Origin of the sequence: Polaribacter sp. NJDZ03 (assembly GCF_019263805.1) — a bacterium.
Lineage (GTDB): Bacteria > Bacteroidota > Bacteroidia > Flavobacteriales > Flavobacteriaceae > Polaribacter.
This window is the reverse complement of sequence record NZ_CP079195.1, coordinates 2,845,142-2,865,125: the sequence shown is the minus strand read 5'-3', so window position 1 is coordinate 2,865,125 and position 19,984 is coordinate 2,845,142. Positions and strand designations below refer to the sequence as shown.

15 protein-coding genes are annotated in these 19,984 nt (G+C 31.9%); 4 read left to right on the top strand and 11 right to left on the bottom strand.

Translation table 11 applies throughout. The features are described 5' to 3' along the window. Window position 1 precedes the first annotated feature (1 nt). Complete coding sequence (locus KV700_RS12190) at window positions 2–3,064, bottom strand: TAT-variant-translocated molybdopterin oxidoreductase (RefSeq protein WP_218598040.1); 3,063 nt, start codon at window positions 3,062–3,064, stop codon at window positions 2–4. Window positions 3,065–3,149: 85 nt separating this feature from the next. After that, complete coding sequence (locus tag KV700_RS12185; RefSeq protein ID WP_166383561.1) at window positions 3,150–4,457, bottom strand: cytochrome c3 family protein; 1,308 nt, start codon at window positions 4,455–4,457, stop codon at window positions 3,150–3,152. A 194-nt stretch (window positions 4,458–4,651) separates the two neighbouring features. On the opposite strand from KV700_RS12185, the gene KV700_RS12180 reads away from it, so the two are divergent. Beyond that, window positions 4,652–5,020, top strand: a complete 369-nt coding sequence (locus KV700_RS12180; protein ID WP_218598039.1) for an SPOR domain-containing protein — start codon at window positions 4,652–4,654, stop codon at window positions 5,018–5,020. Window positions 5,021–5,211: 191 nt separating this feature from the next. Here the strand turns inward: KV700_RS12180 and KV700_RS12175 are convergent, their stop codons facing one another. The 4 genes from KV700_RS12175 to KV700_RS12160 form a co-directional block, all read right to left on the bottom strand. After that, complete coding sequence (locus KV700_RS12175) at window positions 5,212–5,781, bottom strand: DUF2911 domain-containing protein (protein WP_218598038.1); 570 nt, start codon at window positions 5,779–5,781, stop codon at window positions 5,212–5,214. 338 nt (window positions 5,782–6,119) lie between these two features. Continuing rightward, window positions 6,120–8,231, bottom strand: coding sequence for a ferrous iron transport protein B (gene feoB, locus KV700_RS12170; RefSeq protein WP_218598037.1), 2,112 nt, complete (start codon window positions 8,229–8,231; stop codon window positions 6,120–6,122). Continuing rightward, window positions 8,231–8,461 (bottom strand): FeoA family protein, encoded by a 231-nt coding sequence (locus tag KV700_RS12165; protein WP_166383569.1) that lies wholly within the window; start codon window positions 8,459–8,461, stop codon window positions 8,231–8,233. The genes feoB and KV700_RS12165 overlap by 1 nt, the downstream gene beginning before the upstream one ends. Before the next feature lie 51 nt (window positions 8,462–8,512). Next, window positions 8,513–9,193 carry an SCO family protein gene (locus tag KV700_RS12160; protein WP_218598036.1) on the bottom strand — a complete coding sequence of 227 codons (681 nt, stop codon included), beginning with the start codon at window positions 9,191–9,193 and terminating at the stop codon, window positions 8,513–8,515. A 171-nt stretch (window positions 9,194–9,364) separates the two neighbouring features. On the opposite strand from KV700_RS12160, the gene rseP reads away from it, so the two are divergent. Further along, on the top strand, window positions 9,365–10,711 hold the full coding sequence (rseP, locus tag KV700_RS12155; protein WP_218598035.1) for an RIP metalloprotease RseP: 1,347 nt from the start codon (window positions 9,365–9,367) through the stop codon (window positions 10,709–10,711). A gap of 434 nt (window positions 10,712–11,145) precedes the next feature. Here the strand turns inward: rseP and KV700_RS12150 are convergent, their stop codons facing one another. The 5 genes from KV700_RS12150 to KV700_RS12130 form a co-directional block, all read right to left on the bottom strand. After that, window positions 11,146–11,301 (bottom strand): hypothetical protein, encoded by a 156-nt coding sequence (locus KV700_RS12150; RefSeq protein ID WP_218598034.1) that lies wholly within the window; start codon window positions 11,299–11,301, stop codon window positions 11,146–11,148. Between the two features lie 181 nt (window positions 11,302–11,482). Next, window positions 11,483–12,886, bottom strand: a complete 1,404-nt coding sequence (locus KV700_RS12145) for a flotillin family protein (protein ID WP_218598033.1) — start codon at window positions 12,884–12,886, stop codon at window positions 11,483–11,485. Window positions 12,887–12,908: 22 nt separating this feature from the next. After that, a complete protein-coding gene (locus tag KV700_RS12140; protein ID WP_218598032.1) occupies window positions 12,909–13,481 on the bottom strand; it encodes a hypothetical protein in 573 nt (190 codons plus the stop codon). Window positions 13,482–13,876: 395 nt separating this feature from the next. Continuing rightward, the gene (gene bioB, locus KV700_RS12135; protein ID WP_218598031.1) at window positions 13,877–14,974 is read right to left on the bottom strand and encodes a biotin synthase BioB; all 1,098 of its coding nucleotides are present in this window, start codon (window positions 14,972–14,974) and stop codon (window positions 13,877–13,879) included. 13 nt (window positions 14,975–14,987) lie between these two features. Beyond that, window positions 14,988–16,814, bottom strand: a complete 1,827-nt coding sequence (locus KV700_RS12130) for a TonB-dependent receptor (protein WP_218598030.1) — start codon at window positions 16,812–16,814, stop codon at window positions 14,988–14,990. A gap of 67 nt (window positions 16,815–16,881) precedes the next feature. Here KV700_RS12130 and KV700_RS12125 point away from each other — a divergent pair, with 67 nt between their 5' ends. Both KV700_RS12125 and KV700_RS12120 read left to right on the top strand, forming a co-directional pair. Beyond that, entirely contained in the window at window positions 16,882–18,381 is a 1,500-nt protein-coding gene (locus tag KV700_RS12125; RefSeq protein ID WP_218598029.1) for a PLP-dependent aminotransferase family protein, read from the top strand. Between the two features lie 342 nt (window positions 18,382–18,723). Next, complete coding sequence (locus KV700_RS12120; RefSeq protein ID WP_166383587.1) at window positions 18,724–19,980, top strand: Y-family DNA polymerase; 1,257 nt, start codon at window positions 18,724–18,726, stop codon at window positions 19,978–19,980. Window positions 19,981–19,984: the final 4 nt, after the last annotated feature.

Sequence of the window (19,984 nt, the reverse complement as noted above, 5' to 3'; positions counted from 1 at the left end):
CTTACGCTTCGTTTGTATTTCTAACTTTCACTTGATATACTACATTCGGCTTCGTCTGCAAGTAATCTAATACGTGATAAGCTCTCTTGTCTTCTGCTAATGTAGCTACTTCGTCTTTTTCGTTATTAACATCTCCAAAAACCATAGCTCCTGTTGTACAAGCTGATGAACAAGCTGTTGAAAACTCATCTGTGTTAACAGGTCTTCCTTCTTTTTTAGCTTGTAAAATTGTTGCTTGTGTCATTTGAATACACATAGAACATTTTTCCATAACTCCTCTAGAACGAACTACAACATCTGGGTTTAAAACCATTTTACCGTAGTCATTATTCATGTTGAAGTCAAAATCTTTGTTGTTAGAATACTGAAACCAGTTAAAACGACGCACTCTATAAGGACAGTTGTTTGCACAATATCTTGTACCTACACATCTATTATATGCCATTTGGTTTTGACCTTGGCGACCATGTGATGTTGCTGCAACTGGACACACAGTCTCACAAGGAGCATGGTTACAGTGCTGACACATCATTGGTTGAAAAGTAACCTCTGGGTTTTCTGCTTCAGTTTCTATAGCTTTATACAAGTCTCCACCGCTTAAGCCCATTGCTTTCGCTTCTTCTCTTGTTGCAACTTCAGAAGAGTAATATCTATCGATACGCAACCAGTGCATATCTCTACCAACTCTAACCTCATTTTTACCTACAACTGGTACATTGTTTTCTGCATGACATGCAATAACACACGCACCACAACCTGTACAAGATGATAAATCTATTGATAAGTTAAAGTGATGACCAACTTCTCTGTTGTGCTCTCCCCATAAATCTATAGATTTTGCTTCAACTTCTTTATGGTCATAAGATACAAAAGCAGGCTTGTTCCAAGAATGTTTTGGATCTACACTACTTACTACCTCTTTTAAAGAAGCTACTTTTAAAATATCATGACGACCTGCAATTGTTTTTTGTACTTGTGTACAAGCAAATTTATGGGTACCAGATACTTTTTCTATTGTAACTCCGTACTGAATATTGTTTCCGTTAATGTATAATGGATATCCATTAATACCAACTTTCATTTCGTCTTTTAAACCAAAAGTTTTACCGTAACCTAATGCTAAACCGACAGAACCAATAGCCTGACCCGGTTGTACCATTACTGGAACAACAACATCAACACCATTAACAGATACTTTGGCATAATCACCATTAATAGCACCGTTATCTTTTACAGGATTAGAAAAACCTAATTCTCTGGCATCTGCCATAGACATCATTAAGTAATTATCCCAAGAAGCTCTTGTAATAGGGTCTGGAAATTCTTGTAACCAAGGATTGTTTGCTTGTTTACCGTCTCCTAAACCTGTTTTAGTATATAAGTTTAATTCAAAACCAGAAGCTTTCTTCGCTGAACTTGCTAATTTTGATGCAATATCAGAAATTACAACAGTAGATTCAAAAACTTCTCCCTCTTCTTCTAAAGAAAGGTCTTTTTTGAAAAAACCATTATGTAAAGCTTTGTTCCATGAAGCACCACCTAAAACATTGGTAGCTGCGTATGTTTTTAAATAATCGTAATATTTTGTAGTATCTCCAGACCATTTTAATAACGTGTCTTGAACCTGACGTGTATTAAATAATGGTTGAATTGTTGGTTGCATTAAACCATACGTCACAGAATCGAACTGCGCATCTCCCCAAGACTCCAAAAAGTGTGGAGTTGGTAATGCATAATCCATTAAAGCAGTAGTGCTGTTATGTTCTGTAGACAATGCTACTGAAATTTCTAGTTTACCTAATCCTTCAGAAAAATCTGATGCATTTGATAATGAATACACAGGATCTACATTGTATGCAATTAATCCTGATACTTTACCAGCTTTCATATCTGAAACTAATTGAGCAACTTCAGCATCATTTCCTTTACGGATGTTTAGCGTATTTTTTGTATCAATAATTTCACTATTTAATGCTTTATTAATCGCTAATGAAATTAATTGTGCATTTTTATCATTTAACCCTGTTAAGACAACACCTTTAGAACCAGCTTTCTTTAAATCTGAAGCTAATTTTTTAATTGTTGCATCTACAGAAGTTGCTTTAGAAGGAACATTAGCTCCTGTAATAGCGTTGTATAAATTTAACAATGCAAAAACCTGATCAGATGGTTTTACAACCACTCTTTTATCAGCATTAGCACCGGTTAAAGACATATTACTTTCTATCTGTACATGGTAAGACATATATCCTTTTTCTGGTTTTCTACCAGCAATATATTTCTTCTCTAAACCTGCGTGAAAATCTCCAAGAAAATCTGCACCAAAAGAAACAATTGTTTTTGCATTTTCTAAATGATAATTTGGTAACACACGTTTACCGTACATTGCCATAAAAGCATCTGCTGCTCCAGATTCTGAAACCGCATCATAAACAACATGTTTTACATTAGGGTTAGCAGCAATAAAGCCTTCAATAATTTTATCTGTTGATGGACTTGCCATAGTTCCTGTTAATAAAACAACAGGTTTATTAGCTTCTTTTAATTGGTTTAATTTTGCACCAATTTTCGCATCAGCATCTGCCCAAGTTAAAAAAGCTTCTTTATCTTGAGGCTCTTTTAAACGTAATTTTTCATCATATAAAGATAAAACAGAAGCTTGTACTCTCGCACTTGTAGTTCCGTTTGCTTCTTTATTAGGCATTATTTGAATAGGACGACCTTCGCGTGTTTTAACCAACACATTTGCAAAATCGTAACCATCTGCCATAGAAGTTGCGTACCAATCTGCAATACCAGCAATGATATCATCTGGTTTTACAACATAAGGAATAGCCTTTCTAACGGGTCCCTGACAAGCTGCTAATGAAGCTGCAGCTGTAGTAAAACCAACATATTTTAAAAAGTCTCTACGCGAAGTAGAAGAATTTTCTAGAGTTTCTTTATCACCTAAAAACTCATCTGTAGGAAGTTCTTCTACAAATTCGTTTTTACTTAACGTTTCAACAATAGAACTACCTTTAAGTTCCTCAACACTTTGCCAGTATTTTTTGTCTGAAGCCATTTATACTTTTTATTTAATGATTGAAAGATTTAAAATTGAAAAAAACATTCAGTCTTTTAATCTTTTAATTTTTAATTCTTTTTTATTAGTAGTGACATTTACCACACTCTTTACCACCCAACTGTGAAATGGTAACTTGATCTACATTGTATTTCTTTGCCAAATCTTCATGAATTTTCTTGTAATAATCATTACCTTTTAAATCCACTTTAGTTTCTTTATGACAATTTATACACCAACCCATTGTTAATGGAGAGTACTGATACAGTTCATCCATTTCCTCTACAGGTCCGTGACATTTTTGACAATCGATACCAGCAACCGTTACGTGTTGTGAGTGATTATAATAAACGAAATCTGGTAAATTATGAACTCTCACCCATTTAATCGGAGCCGTTTCACCTGTATATTCTAAGTTATCTGCATCCCAACCTGCTGCCGTGTATACTTTTGCAATTTCAAGATCTAACTCTTCTTTTCCAAGAACAACTCCATCTTCTAATTCTACAACAGTATCATCTGCAACTTCAGAAATATTTTTATGACAATTCATACAAACATTAACAGAAGGTATACCAGATGTTTTACTATGTTTTGCTGATGAGTGACAATATTGACAATCTATCTTATTATCTCCAGCATGTATTTTGTGTGAAAACGCAATTGGTTGAATTGGCTGATACCCTTCATCTACCCCTACTTGAAATAAGAATCCGAATAGGACATAAATACCAATCAATACTAAAAATATTGTAGTTAATACTTTTAAGAATGTGTTTTTCATTATACCTGCCCAAAGCTCATGTAAATCTCTTTTAAGATTAGAGTCTTCTCCAGGAGCAGAATCGCCTTTTAACTCACTTACCTGTTTTAACAAGCTTGCAATCATTAAAAAAGCAACAATAATAGCACCAGAAAGTACATATATTAACCAACCCGGAGCATCTGCAGAAGAAACATTTGCAGAAGCATCACCTGCCGCTACTTCTCCTACTTTTTTAAGCTCACCTACTGTAGTATAATATAAAATATCATCTACATTTTGATCTGTTAATTGAGGGAAAGCAGACATTGCTGCCCCATTGTACTCGTCAAAAATTGCATTAGCATCTGAATCTCCAGTTGCTCTAAATTCTGCATTATTTTTAATCCAAGCATGTAACCAATCATTCTCTCTTCTCTCCTCAACACCACTTAAAGCTGGTCCAATTAATTTCTTATCTAACTTGTGACAAGAAGCACATAACGATTTAAATAATTTTTTCCCTTCTTTTTGTCGTGCCTCATCAATATCTTGTGAATAAGCAGATACACTGAATGCAAAAATTAGGAGAAAAGTAATACTTTTAAGAAGTAATGTGGCTAGTCTATTGTGCAGTTCTACACTTTTCATATTTAAACTTTGATTAAAAATATCTAATATAAAATGACAAAAGTCATTTTTTTTCGTTTGACAAAAGTAATACTTCTTCCTAAGGTTTGAAAAGCTAAAAGAATCTAAAACATAATTTATAATTATTCTAAATAAGAGTTAAATCTAATTTATTACTAAACTAGTCGTTATTTTTGTACAAAATTAAATTAAGCATGAAAAGTAAATTAACAGTACTCTCGTTTTTGTTTGTTTTACTAACAACAAGTTACAATTCTTTCTCACAAAACAAGACTAATGAATCTGCAGAAATAAAAAATATTGTTTCTAAAAAAAGAAGTTTCAATAGCACTTATGGCTTTGGTTACAGAATTCAACTTTATAACGGTAATGAGCAAAAAGCAAGACAATTTATGGCTCGTTTTAAAGTAGAGTTCCCCGGAATTTTCTCTAAACTAGTTTATTATGCTCCGGAATGGAAAGTGCAAGTGGGTAATTACAAAACCAAGTTAGAAGCAGATAAAGATTTAATAAAGTTTCAAGATAAGTTCTCTGGAATTATTGTGATTCCGATGGGTAAATAAATTACCTAAAGAATTAAAACAACCATACAAGTAATTAAAAAAGCTTCATTTTTTTGCTTTCTGAATAGAAAACATAAAAATGAAGCTTTTTAGTACCGTATATTTAAGTGCGTTTTTTTTAACTAAAACACTACATAATTAGATAAATAACCACATTGGGTTATAAGCTTGATAAAAAATCAACAAAAAAATTATTCTTTTAAGTCAACTTGTTCTTGCAAAGAAACCGAAACTATTGTATTTCCCCAGCCTAAATGCATGGTAACTAAATCATCCTCTTCTTCATTAAAAACTATTGAAAAAGCTTCTATAGATTTTTTTGCTTCAGAAACTTTACCAGAAACTCTAATAACGTCATCTTTTTTATCATAGGTATAATGACCCCAAACATTTCTAACATTACTAAGAATCAGCGTCCATTCTTTATCTCCAGGTATAGAAAACAAAGTATATGTACCCGCTTTTACGCTTTCTCCTCCAAATAAAACATCCTTAAAAAAAGTAATCTCAGAAGCTTCATTAGCACCGGTTCTCCAAACACCTTTATCTGAAACCTCTGCTAAAGAAGACAATGCTCTTCCTTTTAGTTGTGGCCTTCCGTAAATAACTCTTACTAACTTATCTGAGTTCCTCCAATCACTGGGATACGAAGCAACATCAAGAGGACTCACATCTAATCTTGGAAATTTTTGAGCAAAAATATCTGTTGATGAAATAATGGAGAGTGCAAAAACAGCAAATAATAGAATTGTCTTTTTCATTTTTATAATTTAGGACGTGATATAAAGATCCGTCATCAAAAATAAAAAACCTTCTTGCGTTATTTTACTAATTTTGTGTTAAACATATTTAAGATTCAAAAAAATATTTACACTATTAAAAAAGCAACAGATTGCTCTTTTAAATCTTGTTTTACCCTATTATTCGCATGTTAAAACCCCTTAAATAACTAAAAAAAGTGAACTACAGATTTATGAGAAAATAAATTAACACCCACAACCAGCACTACATCCTTTCTTTTTCTTAGAAGGAAAAACGTATTTTCTCAATAAAAAAGTAACGGCTAGAACAACTAATATATATGCTATAATTTCTTGCATTAACTTAAAATTTGATAGGTTATAAATGAAGCAACATACGCCAATAAGCCCATTCCAAACAATTGGATTAATGGCCATTTCCAAGTCTTCGTTTCACGTTTTACAATAGCCAAAGTAGCCATACACTGCATTGCAAAGGCATAAAAAATCATTAAAGACATCCCAACAGGAAAATTAAATCTTCTTTCTCCGGTATCTGGGTTTATTTCCGACCTCATCTTTTCTTTAATAGTAGATGTATTTTCATCATCTGCTTCTACACTATAAATGGTTGCTAACGTACCTACAAATACTTCTCGTGCGGCAAAAGATGTAATTAAAGCAATTCCTATTTTCCAATCATATCCTAAAGGTCTTATGGCTGGTTCTATTGTTTTTCCTAAAATACCAATATAAGAATTCTCTAGTTTTGCAGATGCTACTTTTTGTTGTAATTCTTGATCTGTTAAGTTCTGATTTGCACTGTTTTCAATCGTGTTTCTCTCTGCATTCTCATAAGAAGTCGGTCCGTTTGATGCTAAAAACCACAACACGATAGACAAAGCTAAAATGATTTTTCCAGCTTCTAAAACAAATGATTTTGTTTTTTCAATCACTTCAAAAAATACATTTTTAACAGATGGTAATTTATAATTTGGCATTTCTACCACAAAAAACGACTTCGTTTTTATCTTTAAAGTTCTATGTAAAATATAGGCAGCAATAACAGCTGTTACAAACCCCAACCCGTACAACAATAACAAAACCAGCCCTTGTAAATTTAAAAAACCTAAAATTTTTGTATCAGGAATAATCAAAGAAATTAAAATTGCATATATAGGTAAACGTGCAGAACAAGTTGTAAAAGGCACCACCAAAATGGTAATTAAACGCTCTTTCCAACTAGCAATTGTTCTAGTTGCCATAATTGCAGGTATTGCACATGCTGTACCCGAAATTAACGGAATTACACTTTTACCATTCATACCAAAACGTCGCATAATTTTGTCCATTAAAAATACTACACGACTCATATAGCCCGTTTCTTCTAAAACAGAGATAAATAAAAATAGAATGGCAATTTGTGGAATAAATATAATGACACCTCCAATTCCTGGTATTATCCCTTCCGTTAACAGGTCTGTTAGCACTCCATTTGGCAGATTACTTTTTGCAAAATCTGCAATTTGAGCAAAGCTAACATCTATAAAATCCATAGGTACTGAAGCCCAATCGAAAACAGATTGAAAGATAATTAACAATAAAAACACAAAGAAAAAGTACCCAAAAAACTTATGTGTAAAAACTCTATCTAACCTACCACGAAGGTCTTTTGCTTTGGTTTTATCAACTATATATGTTTTTTTAAGTATTTTATTTATTTCTTGATAACGATAAATAGTTTCTTTATGTTGATATTTCTTCAACTTAGAAACATCTTTTTTAAAGCTAAGTAATTTTTGTTTTTCTTCTGATGAAATTGTGTCTGGATAATTATTCTGAGTTACCATCAACCATAATTCATACAAAGAATAATTAGGGCTAATTTCTTTTAACTTATCAAAATAATCTGGATCAATCTGATGATTAATGCCACATAAAGGAGATGCTTTTGCAGCAACATGACAACGAATAATTGCTGCTTTTACGTCATTTATACCTTCATTTTTTCTGGCACTTATTAAAATTACTTCTGTATTTAATTCTTTTTTTAGTAAAGATAAATCAATAGTAATTCCTTTTCTGTTCATTTGGTCAACCATATTGATTGCCAAAACTGTTGGAATTTCTAAATCTTTAATTTGAGAAAAAAGCAGTAAGTTTCTTTTTAAATTCTCTACATCTGCAACCACTAAGATAACATCTGGAGATTCTTTAATATCTTTTTTTAATAAAGTTTTTAAAACAATACTCTCATCTAAAGAAGTAGGGTTTATACTATATGTACCTGGTAAATCTGTAATAATTGCATTCTGAGTAGCAGAAAGTTTACTAACCCCATTTTTTTTATCAACAGTAATTCCAGGGTAATTTCCAACTTTTTGGTTTAAACCAGTAAGTTGGTTAAATAGTGATGTTTTTCCGGTATTAGGGTTCCCTATTAAAGCAACCTTTATATCATTTTTAGACATTATAACTGTGCTTTAAGTATTCGAATTTTAGAAGCTGTTTCTATTCTTATTGCCAAATGACTTCCGTTTACGCAAATATATAGAGGGTCTTTTAAGGGCGCTATTTGAACTAACTGAACCTCAGCTCCAGGCAAACAGCCCATTTCTAATAATTTTAAAGGAATAAAATCTAAAGACTCTTCAGAAATATACCCTATCTCTCCCTTACGTAATGTAGCTATTGTGCTCAATGATTTTTATTTGGAAGGCAAATATAATCATTTAGAATGATTCTAAACAAGTTATTCAGATGCATATTCTTCTTTTAACAAAACTATATCCGTTTTTAGCTTTTCCATATCTTCTTTTTCTGTGCCATCATAATAGCCACGAATACGTCTGTCTTTATCTACCAAAACAAATTGCTCTGTGTGTATAAAATCACTTTCATCACCATTTCCTTCATCTAAAACTGCAAAATAACTTTTTCTAGCCAACTCATAAATATGTTTTTTAGGTCCCGTAGTTACATTCCATTTTCCATCAATAACCCCTTTTCTGTCTGCATATTCTCTTAGAACAGAAACACTATCTATAACCGGAGTAACGGAGTGAGACAAAAACATAATATCATTGTCTTCTTTATAATACTCTTGCAACTCACCCATATTATACGCCATGGCAATACAAATTGTTTGGCAACGAGTAAAAAAGAAATCTGCTATGTAAATTTTATCTTTATAATCATTGTTCGTAATCGTTTCTCCATTTTGATTGATGAGTTTAAAATCTGCAACAGTATGGTTGTTTTGAATGTGCACCATACTATCATCTACCAACCTCGGGTTTACATCAATAGGGTTATAAATTTTAAGGTGTTTATCTACCTTTAATAAATGATAATAAACGGTAAGTGAAATTGCAGAAAAAACCGCAAAAAAGATAAGTAAAGGAAGAGACTTTTTAAAGATTTTAAACTCCATAAGATAGTTTTGTAACAACAAATTTACGACTTAATAAAACCTTAGAAAAAAAAACAAAAGGGAATAGTATACAAAATCTTTGTTAAATTAAAAAGGTACCTCAATTTGTTCTTTTGCAACTATCTTTAAAAACGTACATTTGCGACTATTTTAATTATGATTTAACGCTGAATGGAAATATTAATAAAAGCATCGCAATTTATTTTAAGTTTATCTTTATTAATTGTATTGCACGAGCTAGGGCACTTTATCCCTGCAAAATTGTTTAAAACAAGAGTAGAAAAATTCTACTTATTCTTTGATTATAAATTTTCAATTTTCAAGAAAAAAATTGGTGATACTGTATACGGTATTGGTTGGATTCCTTTAGGTGGATATGTAAAAATATCTGGTATGATAGATGAAAGCATGGATACTGAACAAATGGCATTGCCGCCACAACCTTGGGAATTCCGTTCTAAACCTGCGTGGCAACGTTTAATAATTATGCTAGGTGGTGTTTTTGTAAACTTTGTGTTAGGTATTTTTATCTACATTATGTTAATGTACGCCTACGGAGAAAGATTTTTACCAAACGAGAATGTAAAAGACGGAGTTTGGGTACAAGATTCTTTGGCCATGAATTTAGGCTTAAAAACTGGAGATAAAGTTTTAACTATTGATGGAGAGAAAATTAAAAAATTTAACGAACTTACTTTAGGATTTGTAAACGGTAATAATTTTCAGATTGAAAGAGAAGGACAAGTTATTGATAAAGTAATTCCAGAAGATTTCATCTCTCAATTAGTAGACAGAGGTAAAGATGCTGGAGCAATTTTACAACCAAGATATCCTTTTGTTATTGGTGGTGTTTCTAAAGAATCGCCAAATGTAGATACCGATTTAAAACCAAATGATATTGTTGTTGCCATTAATGGAAACCCAATAAAGTATTTTGATGAAGCTAAAACTTCTTTAAATAAGTTTAAAAATCAAGATATATCGATTACAGTAAAAAGAGGAATTGAAACAAAAAATATCCCTGTAAAAGTTACTAATGAAGGAAAACTAGGCGTTAGTTTAGGTCAATTACCTTTTAAAGATTTAGAAAGACTAGGTTACTACAAATTAGCAAATATTGAATACACTTTTGCAGAAGCAATTCCTGCAGGATGGAACAAATCTGTAAAAACGCTTACAGACTACATTAAACAATTAAAGAAGATATTTAACCCAAGTACTGGTGCCTATAAAGGTTTAGGTGGGTTTATTTCTATAGGAAGTATTTTCCCTTCGGAATGGAGCGCACAATCTTTCTGGGAAATAACAGCATTCTTATCAATTATGTTAGGTTTTATGAACCTTTTACCAATACCTGCTTTAGATGGTGGACACGTAGTTTTTACTCTTTGGGAAATGATTACCGGTAAAAAACCAGGAGATAAATTTTTAGAATATGCACAAGTAACTGGCTTTATACTTTTAATTGCCTTGCTACTTTTTGCAAACGGAAACGATATTTTTAGGTTGTTTAACTAAACAAAATACAAGTTATTAAAAAGCCTCACTTTTATAAAAGTGAGGCTTTTTTTTTAAATTTTAAAAGAACGATTGATAAAAGAAAACCAAGTATACTGTACGTTACAATTATCGCAAGCATACGCTTTAGTACCTGGTATCAATTTAACCAATATACCCCTCTTCATTCTATGGTTAGATTTAGATTTACATCTCGGACAAGCTTTCATAATTGACGCTGTTTGGTTTACACCTGAAATTTAGCAAGTTAAAACAAGCTAATTCTATTCTAAATTACCTGATTTATATAGTAAAAATTAGGTTGCAAAAAAAGACTGATTACAAAGAAATTTTTTGTCAATCTAAATTCATGCAAATATTGTATTTCAGTAAACAGGTATATAGCAACAAGTTCGGCATAGAAAGATTTATTACTTTTTAGACAAACTCTTTTTCTATACTTTAAAAGTATAATTGATAAAAGAAAACCATGCGTACTCCGTATTACACTTATCACAAGCATAACCTCTTGTTCCTGGAATCATCTTTACAATTCCTTTTCTTCTCATTCTGTGTCTAGATTCAGATTTACATTTCGGACAAGATTTCATAAGCTAGGGGATATTTATTTTAAGCCGCAATGTACTAAATACAAGCAATGTATTTACCCCGTATTAATACCTATTTAATAACCTTCTAACTCAAACTTACAATCACAAACTATTCATCAAAAAAAAGCCATCATTTAAAAATTAATTGATGGCTTACATTAAAACTTGTATTTTTAATCGATTAGTTATCTTTAGTATCAACAACCTCTACAGGTAACTCTGCAGGAATATCTTTTCCTTTTAAATAACTTGGCAACTCCATACCTGCCATGTTAAACATTTCTTGCAATGGCGGTACCGCTTTATACATTCCCGAAATAAAGTTAGAAGTTGATGTTTTTCCATCTGCTCCTCCTCCGTTTTCCCAAACAGTAACTTTATCAATTTTAATGTTTTTAATAGCTTCGGCTTGTATTTTTACTAATTCCGGTAATTTATCAGCAATTAATAATAAGGCTGCATTTTGAGAATCGTTTCCGGCAGCTTTTACTATTTGATCTAAACCTTGTGCTTGTTTTGTTAAAACCTCATACAAACCTTGTGCTTCTGCTTGTGCTTTAAATAAAATTGCATCAGCTTCTCCTCTTGCAATTCTTCTAATATTTTCTGCCTTTGCTTCAGCATCTATTTCTACTTTACGTTTGTCTATTTCTGCAGGTACAATAATATCTGCTAATTGAGAAGAACGTTCTCTTTCTGCTCTTGCAACCTCTGCTTCTTGCTCTGCTGCATACGATTCTTTTAACGCATTTGCTGTTTGTACTTTTTCTGATGCAATTGCTGTACGTTCTGCTTCTGCCTCTCTTTGTCTTCTTAAAGAGTCTGAATTTGCAACATTAATTTTTGCTGTATTTTCCCCAGCTACTGCTTGTGCATTTGCTGCAGCAACTTGTGTTCTTTCGTCTTGTACAGCGTTTGCTTCTCCAATAGAACCATCTCTATTTTTTTCTGCAACCGATTTTCTTGCCGCGTTAATTGCGTGCGCTGCTGCTTCTTTTCCTAAAGCTTCTATATAACCAGATTCATCAACAATATCTGTAATATTTACGTTGATTAATTTTAAACCTACTTTCTTTAATTCTGTTTCTACAGATTGAGAAATATTGGTTAAAAACTTATCACGATCATTGTTAATTTCTTCAATATCCATCGATGCAACGACCAAACGTAACTGACCAAATATAATTTCTTGTGCTAAATCTTGAATGCTGTCTTGGTCTAAACCTAACAATCTTTCTGCAGCATTTTGCATAATTCCTGGTTCTGTAGAAACCCCAATTGTAAATCTACTTGGTACATTTACACGAATATTTTGCTTAGAAAGTGCATTTACCAAATTTACTTCAATAGAAATAGGTGTTAAATCTAAAAATTGATAATCTTGAATTACCGGAAATATAAATGCGGCTCCACCATGAATACACTTAGCAGATTCGCCTCCACTAACTTTTCCATAAACTACCAAAATTCTATCCGAAGGACATCTTTTATATCGTTTTACCATTGCAATTAGCAATATAAAAACGAAGAGAATTGCAATTCCGATTCCGATTAATCCGGCATATTGACTAGTTTGTAATATCATAAAGTTTAGCATAGCTTTTTTTTTAATTTTGAGGTTCTATAATTAATAATCCGTTGTTAGTTACTTCTATTACTTTAATAATTTTTCCTTGTTTTAAATCTTCATTATGGTCTGTTAAAGCTTCTAATTCTCTTAAAGCTCCCTGAATTTTAATTTGAATTTTACCTATTTTAGATCTATTTGCACCTACAGTTAAATAGACTTCGCCAATAGCGTTTAAAGCATTTTTCATTTTTAAAGTTCCGCTAGAGGTTAATTTACTAATGTAATAAAACAATGCTGCCATTACAAACATCATTACCAACCCACAAAACACAGAAATAATTACAGTAACCACTTTAGCGTTTCCTGCATCTATACTTGCAATACCGCTCCAACCAAAAATGGCAAAAAAAGCGACTAAGTTCTTCAACGTAAAAAATTGAAATCCTGCACCCGTATCTGCATCAATTTCTGCATCTACATCGCCAATATCATCTGTTTCAGCACCAATTACTGTGGTGATTAAAACCAACAAAAACATAAAGGTAGAAATTCCTGTAATTACCCAATAGGTCTTTTGAAAAGAAGTTAATTCTTGAAACCATTCCATCATAGTAGTTTGTTTTAGAAGAGATTAAAGATAAATGTTTTTGACTGAATAAAGAGGTTTATTCCATCAATATAAAGCACCACAATACCATTTGAATGTCATCAATTTTTAAGAGCGCTCTTTTTAAGTTGATTTTAAACTTTAATAAACACTTTTTTATTCTAGAAATAATAAAATTAAAGTGAGTTGTATAATTAAGCTTCTCTTATAAGTAGTTAAAGAATCTATTTTGTTACAATTTTTTTTAAAAAAAATTAATCAAAAAAAAAGGCCTTGATATAGCTAATCAAGACCTTTTCAAATTATATAGGCAAAAAATAGCTGCTATAGCACCTAAATTAAACATATAATTTCCCTTTTTCAAATACTTTAAATCAATTAAAAGAAGAGTACTACTTTTAACCTTTTATAATTTTACCTTTTTGTTTGGCTGCTTCATTTCTGTCAATTTTATGGTTTGGTCTCGTCCATTTTGGTTTTTCTTCTAAAGATTGATATTTAGAATCTGCTGCAGCAACTGTTTCTGGTTGAACTTTTTTAGTAAATGGTTTTTGAGGGTTTAAACCTAATAATTTAAACATCTTCATATCTTCATTTACATCTGGGTTTGGAGTTGTTAATAATTTATCTCCAGCAAAAATAGAATTTGCCCCAGCAAAGAAACACATTGCTTGCCCTTCTCTACTCATTTGAGTTCTACCTGCAGATAAACGAACCTGTGTTTCTGGTAAAACAATTCTAGTGGTAGCAACCATTCTAATCATGTCCCAAATTTCCACGGGTTTTTCATCTTCTAAAGGCGTTCCTTCAACCGCTACTAAAGCATTAATTGGTGTAGATTCTGGCTGCGGATTTAAAGTAGACAAGGCAACTAACATGCCTGCTCTATCTGCTGCAGATTCTCCCATACCAATAATTCCGCCAGAACAAACCGTAACATTTGTTTTACGCACATTACTTATAGTATCTAATCGGTCTTGGTAACCTCTTGTAGAAATTACTTCTTTATAATATTCTTCTGACGAATCTAAATTATGATTATATGCATACAAACCAGCTTCTGCCAACCTTTTAGCCTGATTTTCGGTTACCATACCTAATGTACAACAAACCTCCATATCTAACTTATTTACGGTTCTAACCATATCTAAAACTTGGTCAAACTCTGGTCCATCTTTTACGTTTCTCCAAGCAGCTCCCATACAAACACGAGAACTTCCGCTTTCTTTTGCTCTTAATGCTTGTGCCTTTACTTGGTTTACAGTCATTAAATCATTACCCTCTACATTGGTATGATATCTTGCTGCTTGTGGGCAATAGCCACAATCTTCTGAACAACCACCTGTTTTTATTGATAATAAAGTAGATACCTGAACCACATTAGGATCATGTTGTTCTCTATGAACTGTTGCTGCATCGTACAACAACTCCATTAATGGTTTATTATAAATTTCTAGAACCTCTTCTTTTGTCCAATTATGTCTTACTTCGCTCATCTCTATTTTTTTATTAGTAGCTATAACGCAACCCAAATAATACATTACTTGATGGCATTGGTACAAAACCAGATTCTATATAATCTGCATCAAAAATATTATTAGCAGTTGCAGTAAAACTAAATTTATTAAAATCTACAATTATAGAAGCATCCCAAACATTATAACTTGTACCAATAGTTCTTTGTGCGTGTTTGTAAATAATATTTTGTCTTACGTTTTTAAAGAATTTACTTGTAAAACGAGTTATAAATTGATGTTTTAAAGTGTTTAAAGAATAGCGAGACAACTCTTTATTTTGATCTAAAATGTCATCTTCTAAAAAATTATATCCAAAAGATAAAGTCTGATTAAACTCATTTAACATAAAACGATAATCTGCATTTAACTCAAAACCTTGGGTATTTACTTTGGCAATATTTGTTGCTGTATATTTAGAGGTAGCATCTGTATCTGGTCTAATAAAATCTATTAAATTATCTGCATCTCTATTAAAAACTGCCATAGAAGCTGTAAATTTTCCAGAGTTATACTTTAAACCAATTTCTTGTGCAAATGCTTCTTCTGGGTCTAAATTTTCATTTCCAATAGTTCTAGGATCATTATAAAATAAATCGGTATAAGTAGGTATTCTATAGGTAACTCCTAAATTTCCATAAGCCTTTAAGTTTTCAGAAACCTGATACCCAATATCTACTCCTGGAAAAGCATGAAATTTAAAATCAGAAAAATAAGTAACTGCAACTCCCGGAGTAATATCTAACTTTTCATTAGCCAATTTAAAACGATGTTCTAAAAATAGATTTGCCATTGTTCTATTTCTTTTTCCTAAATTATTACTACTTATAGAAACTCTAGAAAGATCTATACCAAAACCAGTAATTCCTAAATTAGAAGTATATGAAGCATTGGCCTCTGCCCCCACTTTGTTGGTAATATGTAAATTTCTAAAAAAACTAGGATCCTCTCTTTTTAATAAGAAAATATCTTGTCCTCTTCTCCAATAAACTCTTGGTGTAATCTTAAATTTTTCAGTTCTAAAAACTGTAGAAACTCCTATTACACTATTCTGAGTTTCTTCATACTCATGCCAATCTGGATTTGTTGTATAAAAATTCTCTGCACCATATTTTTTATCGAAAAAAGTAGCTAAAACCTCAATAGGCTGTTTCTTCTTATTAAAAACCCCTTTTAGTACATAATTCTTATTTTCATAATCAGAATTAGTTCTATAACCATCTGAAGTTAATGCACCAACATGCACCATAAAAGAAGCGTTCTCGTATTCTTCTCCAAAAGTTACAGAACTATTTAATTGTCCGAAAGAACCACCTTCTACATTTATACTAGCACTGCTTGCTAACCTCTTTTTAGTAACAATATTTATAGCTCCTGTAAATGCATTCTGACCGAAAACTCTTGCTGCAGGACCTTTAATAATTTCTATTCTTTCGATAACCTCTATAGGTAAAGCGGCATTTAATGTATGATGACCGGTTTGAGAATCATCCATTTTAATACCATCAACCAATAATAAAGTCTGGTCGAAACCTCCTCCTCTAATATATAAATCTGCCTGACTCCCAGCAGTTCCTCTTCTTCTAATATCTACACCCGCAACTTGCTGTAATAAATCTGCAACATTTGTAGCCGCACTATTTTTAATTGCTTCGGATGAAATAACATCTATAGTTCTAGAGTTCTCTTTAAAAGGTAAATCTATTCTTGTAGACGTAATTACTACTTCTTTTAAAGTATCTCTTTTTATAGAATCTACTTGTGCTTTTGTCTGTATCGCTGATAATAACAAAGTTGCTATTAAGGTAATTTTAATTTTCATAAATAATCATTTAAATACGCTGCAAAACTCGTAACTTTCCGGACGATTAAACTAGTCCAGTTTTAAAATGATAGATAGTCCGGTTATTGCGCTTTTTAAACAGTTAATTAATTTTGATAAATCGATACCTCAACCTGTTTACATACAAGTATCTCAGCAAATTATAAATGCAATACAACGTAGGTTTTTAGTTAAAGGTACCATTTTACCAGGAACACGCGTATTGGGGCAGACCTTAAAAATTCATAGAAATACAGCCGTTGCTATTTACGAGGAGTTGGCGTCACAAGGTTGGGTAGAAATTATACCTAATAAAGGTACGTTTGTCTTAGAGCCAGAGCAGAAATCATCAAAAATAAAAGCACCTTCTCAAAAAATAAATCAGGCATATACGTATGCAAAATCTACAGGGTTTCCTTTTCAAAAATCATTTCATTTAGCATCCACAACTCAATTAACAACAGCAAAGTATACCATTAATGATGGTAAACCAGATTTACGTCTACATCCTGTACATGAATTTACAAGATGGTACAGCGCTGCTATGAAGCGAAAAACGCTGATAAAAAAATGGAACAAACCCAATGAATCTTCCTATTCTTTATTTCAAACACAACTTTGTAATTATTTAAATGCAACGAGAGGTTTTCATATAACCCCAAATAATTTAATTAATACACGTAGTACAGAAATGAGTTTGTATATTGTTTCTCAACTATTGATAAAACAAAACGACCTTGTTTTAGTTGGTAATTTAAGTAATTATGCAGCTAATATGATTTTTCAACAAGCCCACGCAACCATTAAAACAATCCCTGTAGATGCAGATGGTTTAGATGTAGATTATATTAAAAAACATTTTATAAAAGGAAGTATTAGATGTGTGTATGTATGTGCACATAGAGATTACCCAACAACAGTAACCTTAAGTGCAGAACGCCGTTTGGCTTTATTGCAATTGGCAAAAGAATATGGTTTTGCTATTATTGAAGATGATTATGATTACGATTTTCAGTTTACTGGTTCTGCAATGTTACCCATGGCAAGTGCAGATACTAACGGAATGGTTATTTATTTAGGAAAATTGGGCCAATCCTTATTCCCTAGTTTTCAAACAGGATTTGTAGTTGCGCCAGAAAATTTAATTTCGGAAGCTAACAATTATTTACAGCTACTAGACAAACAAGGCGATTTAATTCAAGAACAAATGTTGTCTGAATTAATTAATGAAGGTGAAATTTATCGTCTCATGAAAAAAAACATTGTTGTCTATAAACAAAGACGAGATTGTTTGTGTAAACTCTTAACGCACTATTTTTCTGAAACGGCGAAATGGGAAATTCCTGCTGGCGGATTAGCACTTTGGTTGCAATTTTCACAACAAATTTCTTTGGTAAAACTAGCTGAAGAAGCAGAAAAAAACGATTTATTTCTACCCAAAACAATTCTGTATCAAGATAAAAACACGTGTGCAATCCGTTTTGGTTTTGGTCATTTGGCTATAGAAGAAATTGAGATTGTTATTCAGAAATTAAAAAATGCTTACAGTAAAGTGTCTTTAAAATAAAATTTTGTCAATCTGAATTTATTTCAGATTCTCTTAGCTATATCGATCACTTTAATGAGATGCTAGAAATTAAAAAAGGCTTACAGTAAAGTGTCTTTAAAGTAAAATTTTGTCAATCTGAATTTATTTCAGATTCTCTTAGCTATATCGATCACTTTAATGAGATGCTGAAACAAGTTCAGCATGACAATGTCTATTTTATTTATTTCGTTTAATTTTAGGTGAATTTTGTCGAGTATCAAAAACATCACTTATTTCAATCCTCTTTTCTTTAAAATTTATCCAATAAATTAAGATATTAACAACGCTATTTTGCCTACTATTTTTAGGTACTTTTATAGCATGTTTGCACTAGTAGATTGTAATAATTTTTATGCTTCTTGCGAGCGGGTTTTTAACCCAAACTTACAAGGAAAACCCGTTGCTATTTTAAGTAATAATGATGGTTGTGTTATTTCTATGAGCGACGAAGCTAAGAAATTACAACTGCCTTTTGGTGCGCCTATTTTTAAATGGGATGCTTTTTGTAAAGCAAATAATATTACTGTTTTGTCTTCTAATTATCCTTTATACGGAGATATGAGTGCCAGAGTAATGAATATTTTAGCAGATTTTTCTCCGGATGTAGAAGTCTATTCTATTGATGAATCTTTTTTAGAATTAAAAGGTTTTGAGAACTACAATTTAGAAGAATACGCTACAAAAATGAGAAGTCGTATTTTAAAATGGACAGGCATACCAACTTGCGTTGGAATTGCGCCAACCAAAGCATTGACAAAAGTCGCCAATAAAATTGCGCGCTCTAACCTAAAACAATCGAAAGGAATTTGTATTATAGATTCTGACGAAAAAAGAATCAAAGCCTTAAAATGGACAAAAATTGGCAATGTTTGGGGAATTGGGAGTCGTTTAAAAAAAAGATTGGAAGAAAAAGGTTGTATTACCGCGTACGATTTTACACAACTTTCTAGTGATTGGGTTTTAAAAGAATTTTCTATTGTAGCATGGCGTTTGCAAAAAGACCTACAAGGTATTTCTAAAATTCCGTTAGAAGAAGTTTCATCAAAAAAAATGATTGCTACCACACGTAGTTTTGAATATACTTACTCTGATATTGACAATATAAAAGAACGCATTTCTACCTTTGCAGCTAGTTGTGCAGAAAAATTACGCAATCAAGAATCTAGTTGTCACATGCTTATTGTGCAACTTTCTAGCGATCGACATAAAAAAGAATTTCAACAACATAGAGAAAGTACAACAGTTGTTTTTTCCTCCCCTACAGACTCTACTTTAACCATTGCTAATGCAGCTGTAGAAGCTGTAAAAACCATTTTTAAAGCAGGTATTAAATATAAAAGAGCAGGTGTAATTGTTACTGGTTTAGTACCTAATGATAATTTTCAGTTGAATTTATTTTCAAACGAAAACCCAAAACACAAACCTTTAATGTCCGCAATAGACAAATTAAATCGTAAATTTAAGGCAGACAAAATTAAATTAGGAAATCAAGATTTAAACCGCACTTGGAAAATGCGTCAAGAACGATTATCCGCTAGATTTACCACAAATATTAATGATGTTTTGATCGTTAAATAAACCT

Excerpts from the sequence above, each read along its gene's own strand:
- KV700_RS12190 (WP_218598040.1), bottom strand. The coding sequence starts at position 3,064 with ATGGCTTCAGACAAAAAATACTGGCAAAGTGTTGAGGAACTTAAAGGT.
- KV700_RS12185 (WP_166383561.1), bottom strand. The coding sequence starts at position 4,457 with ATGAAAAGTGTAGAACTGCACAATAGACTAGCCACATTACTTCTTAAA.
- KV700_RS12180 (WP_218598039.1), top strand. The coding sequence starts at position 4,652 with ATGAAAAGTAAATTAACAGTACTCTCGTTTTTGTTTGTTTTACTAACA.
- KV700_RS12175 (WP_218598038.1), bottom strand. The coding sequence starts at position 5,781 with ATGAAAAAGACAATTCTATTATTTGCTGTTTTTGCACTCTCCATTATT.
- feoB (WP_218598037.1), bottom strand. The coding sequence starts at position 8,231 with ATGTCTAAAAATGATATAAAGGTTGCTTTAATAGGGAACCCTAATACC.
- KV700_RS12160 (WP_218598036.1), bottom strand. The coding sequence starts at position 9,193 with ATGGAGTTTAAAATCTTTAAAAAGTCTCTTCCTTTACTTATCTTTTTT.
- rseP (WP_218598035.1), top strand. The coding sequence starts at position 9,365 with ATGGAAATATTAATAAAAGCATCGCAATTTATTTTAAGTTTATCTTTA.
- KV700_RS12150 (WP_218598034.1), bottom strand. The coding sequence starts at position 11,301 with ATGAAATCTTGTCCGAAATGTAAATCTGAATCTAGACACAGAATGAGA.
- KV700_RS12145 (WP_218598033.1), bottom strand. The coding sequence starts at position 12,886 with ATGATATTACAAACTAGTCAATATGCCGGATTAATCGGAATCGGAATT.
- KV700_RS12140 (WP_218598032.1), bottom strand. The coding sequence starts at position 13,481 with ATGATGGAATGGTTTCAAGAATTAACTTCTTTTCAAAAGACCTATTGG.
- bioB (WP_218598031.1), bottom strand. The coding sequence starts at position 14,974 with ATGAGCGAAGTAAGACATAATTGGACAAAAGAAGAGGTTCTAGAAATT.
- KV700_RS12130 (WP_218598030.1), bottom strand. The coding sequence starts at position 16,814 with ATGAAAATTAAAATTACCTTAATAGCAACTTTGTTATTATCAGCGATA.
- KV700_RS12125 (WP_218598029.1), top strand. The coding sequence starts at position 16,882 with ATGATAGATAGTCCGGTTATTGCGCTTTTTAAACAGTTAATTAATTTT.
- KV700_RS12120 (WP_166383587.1), top strand. The coding sequence starts at position 18,724 with ATGTTTGCACTAGTAGATTGTAATAATTTTTATGCTTCTTGCGAGCGG.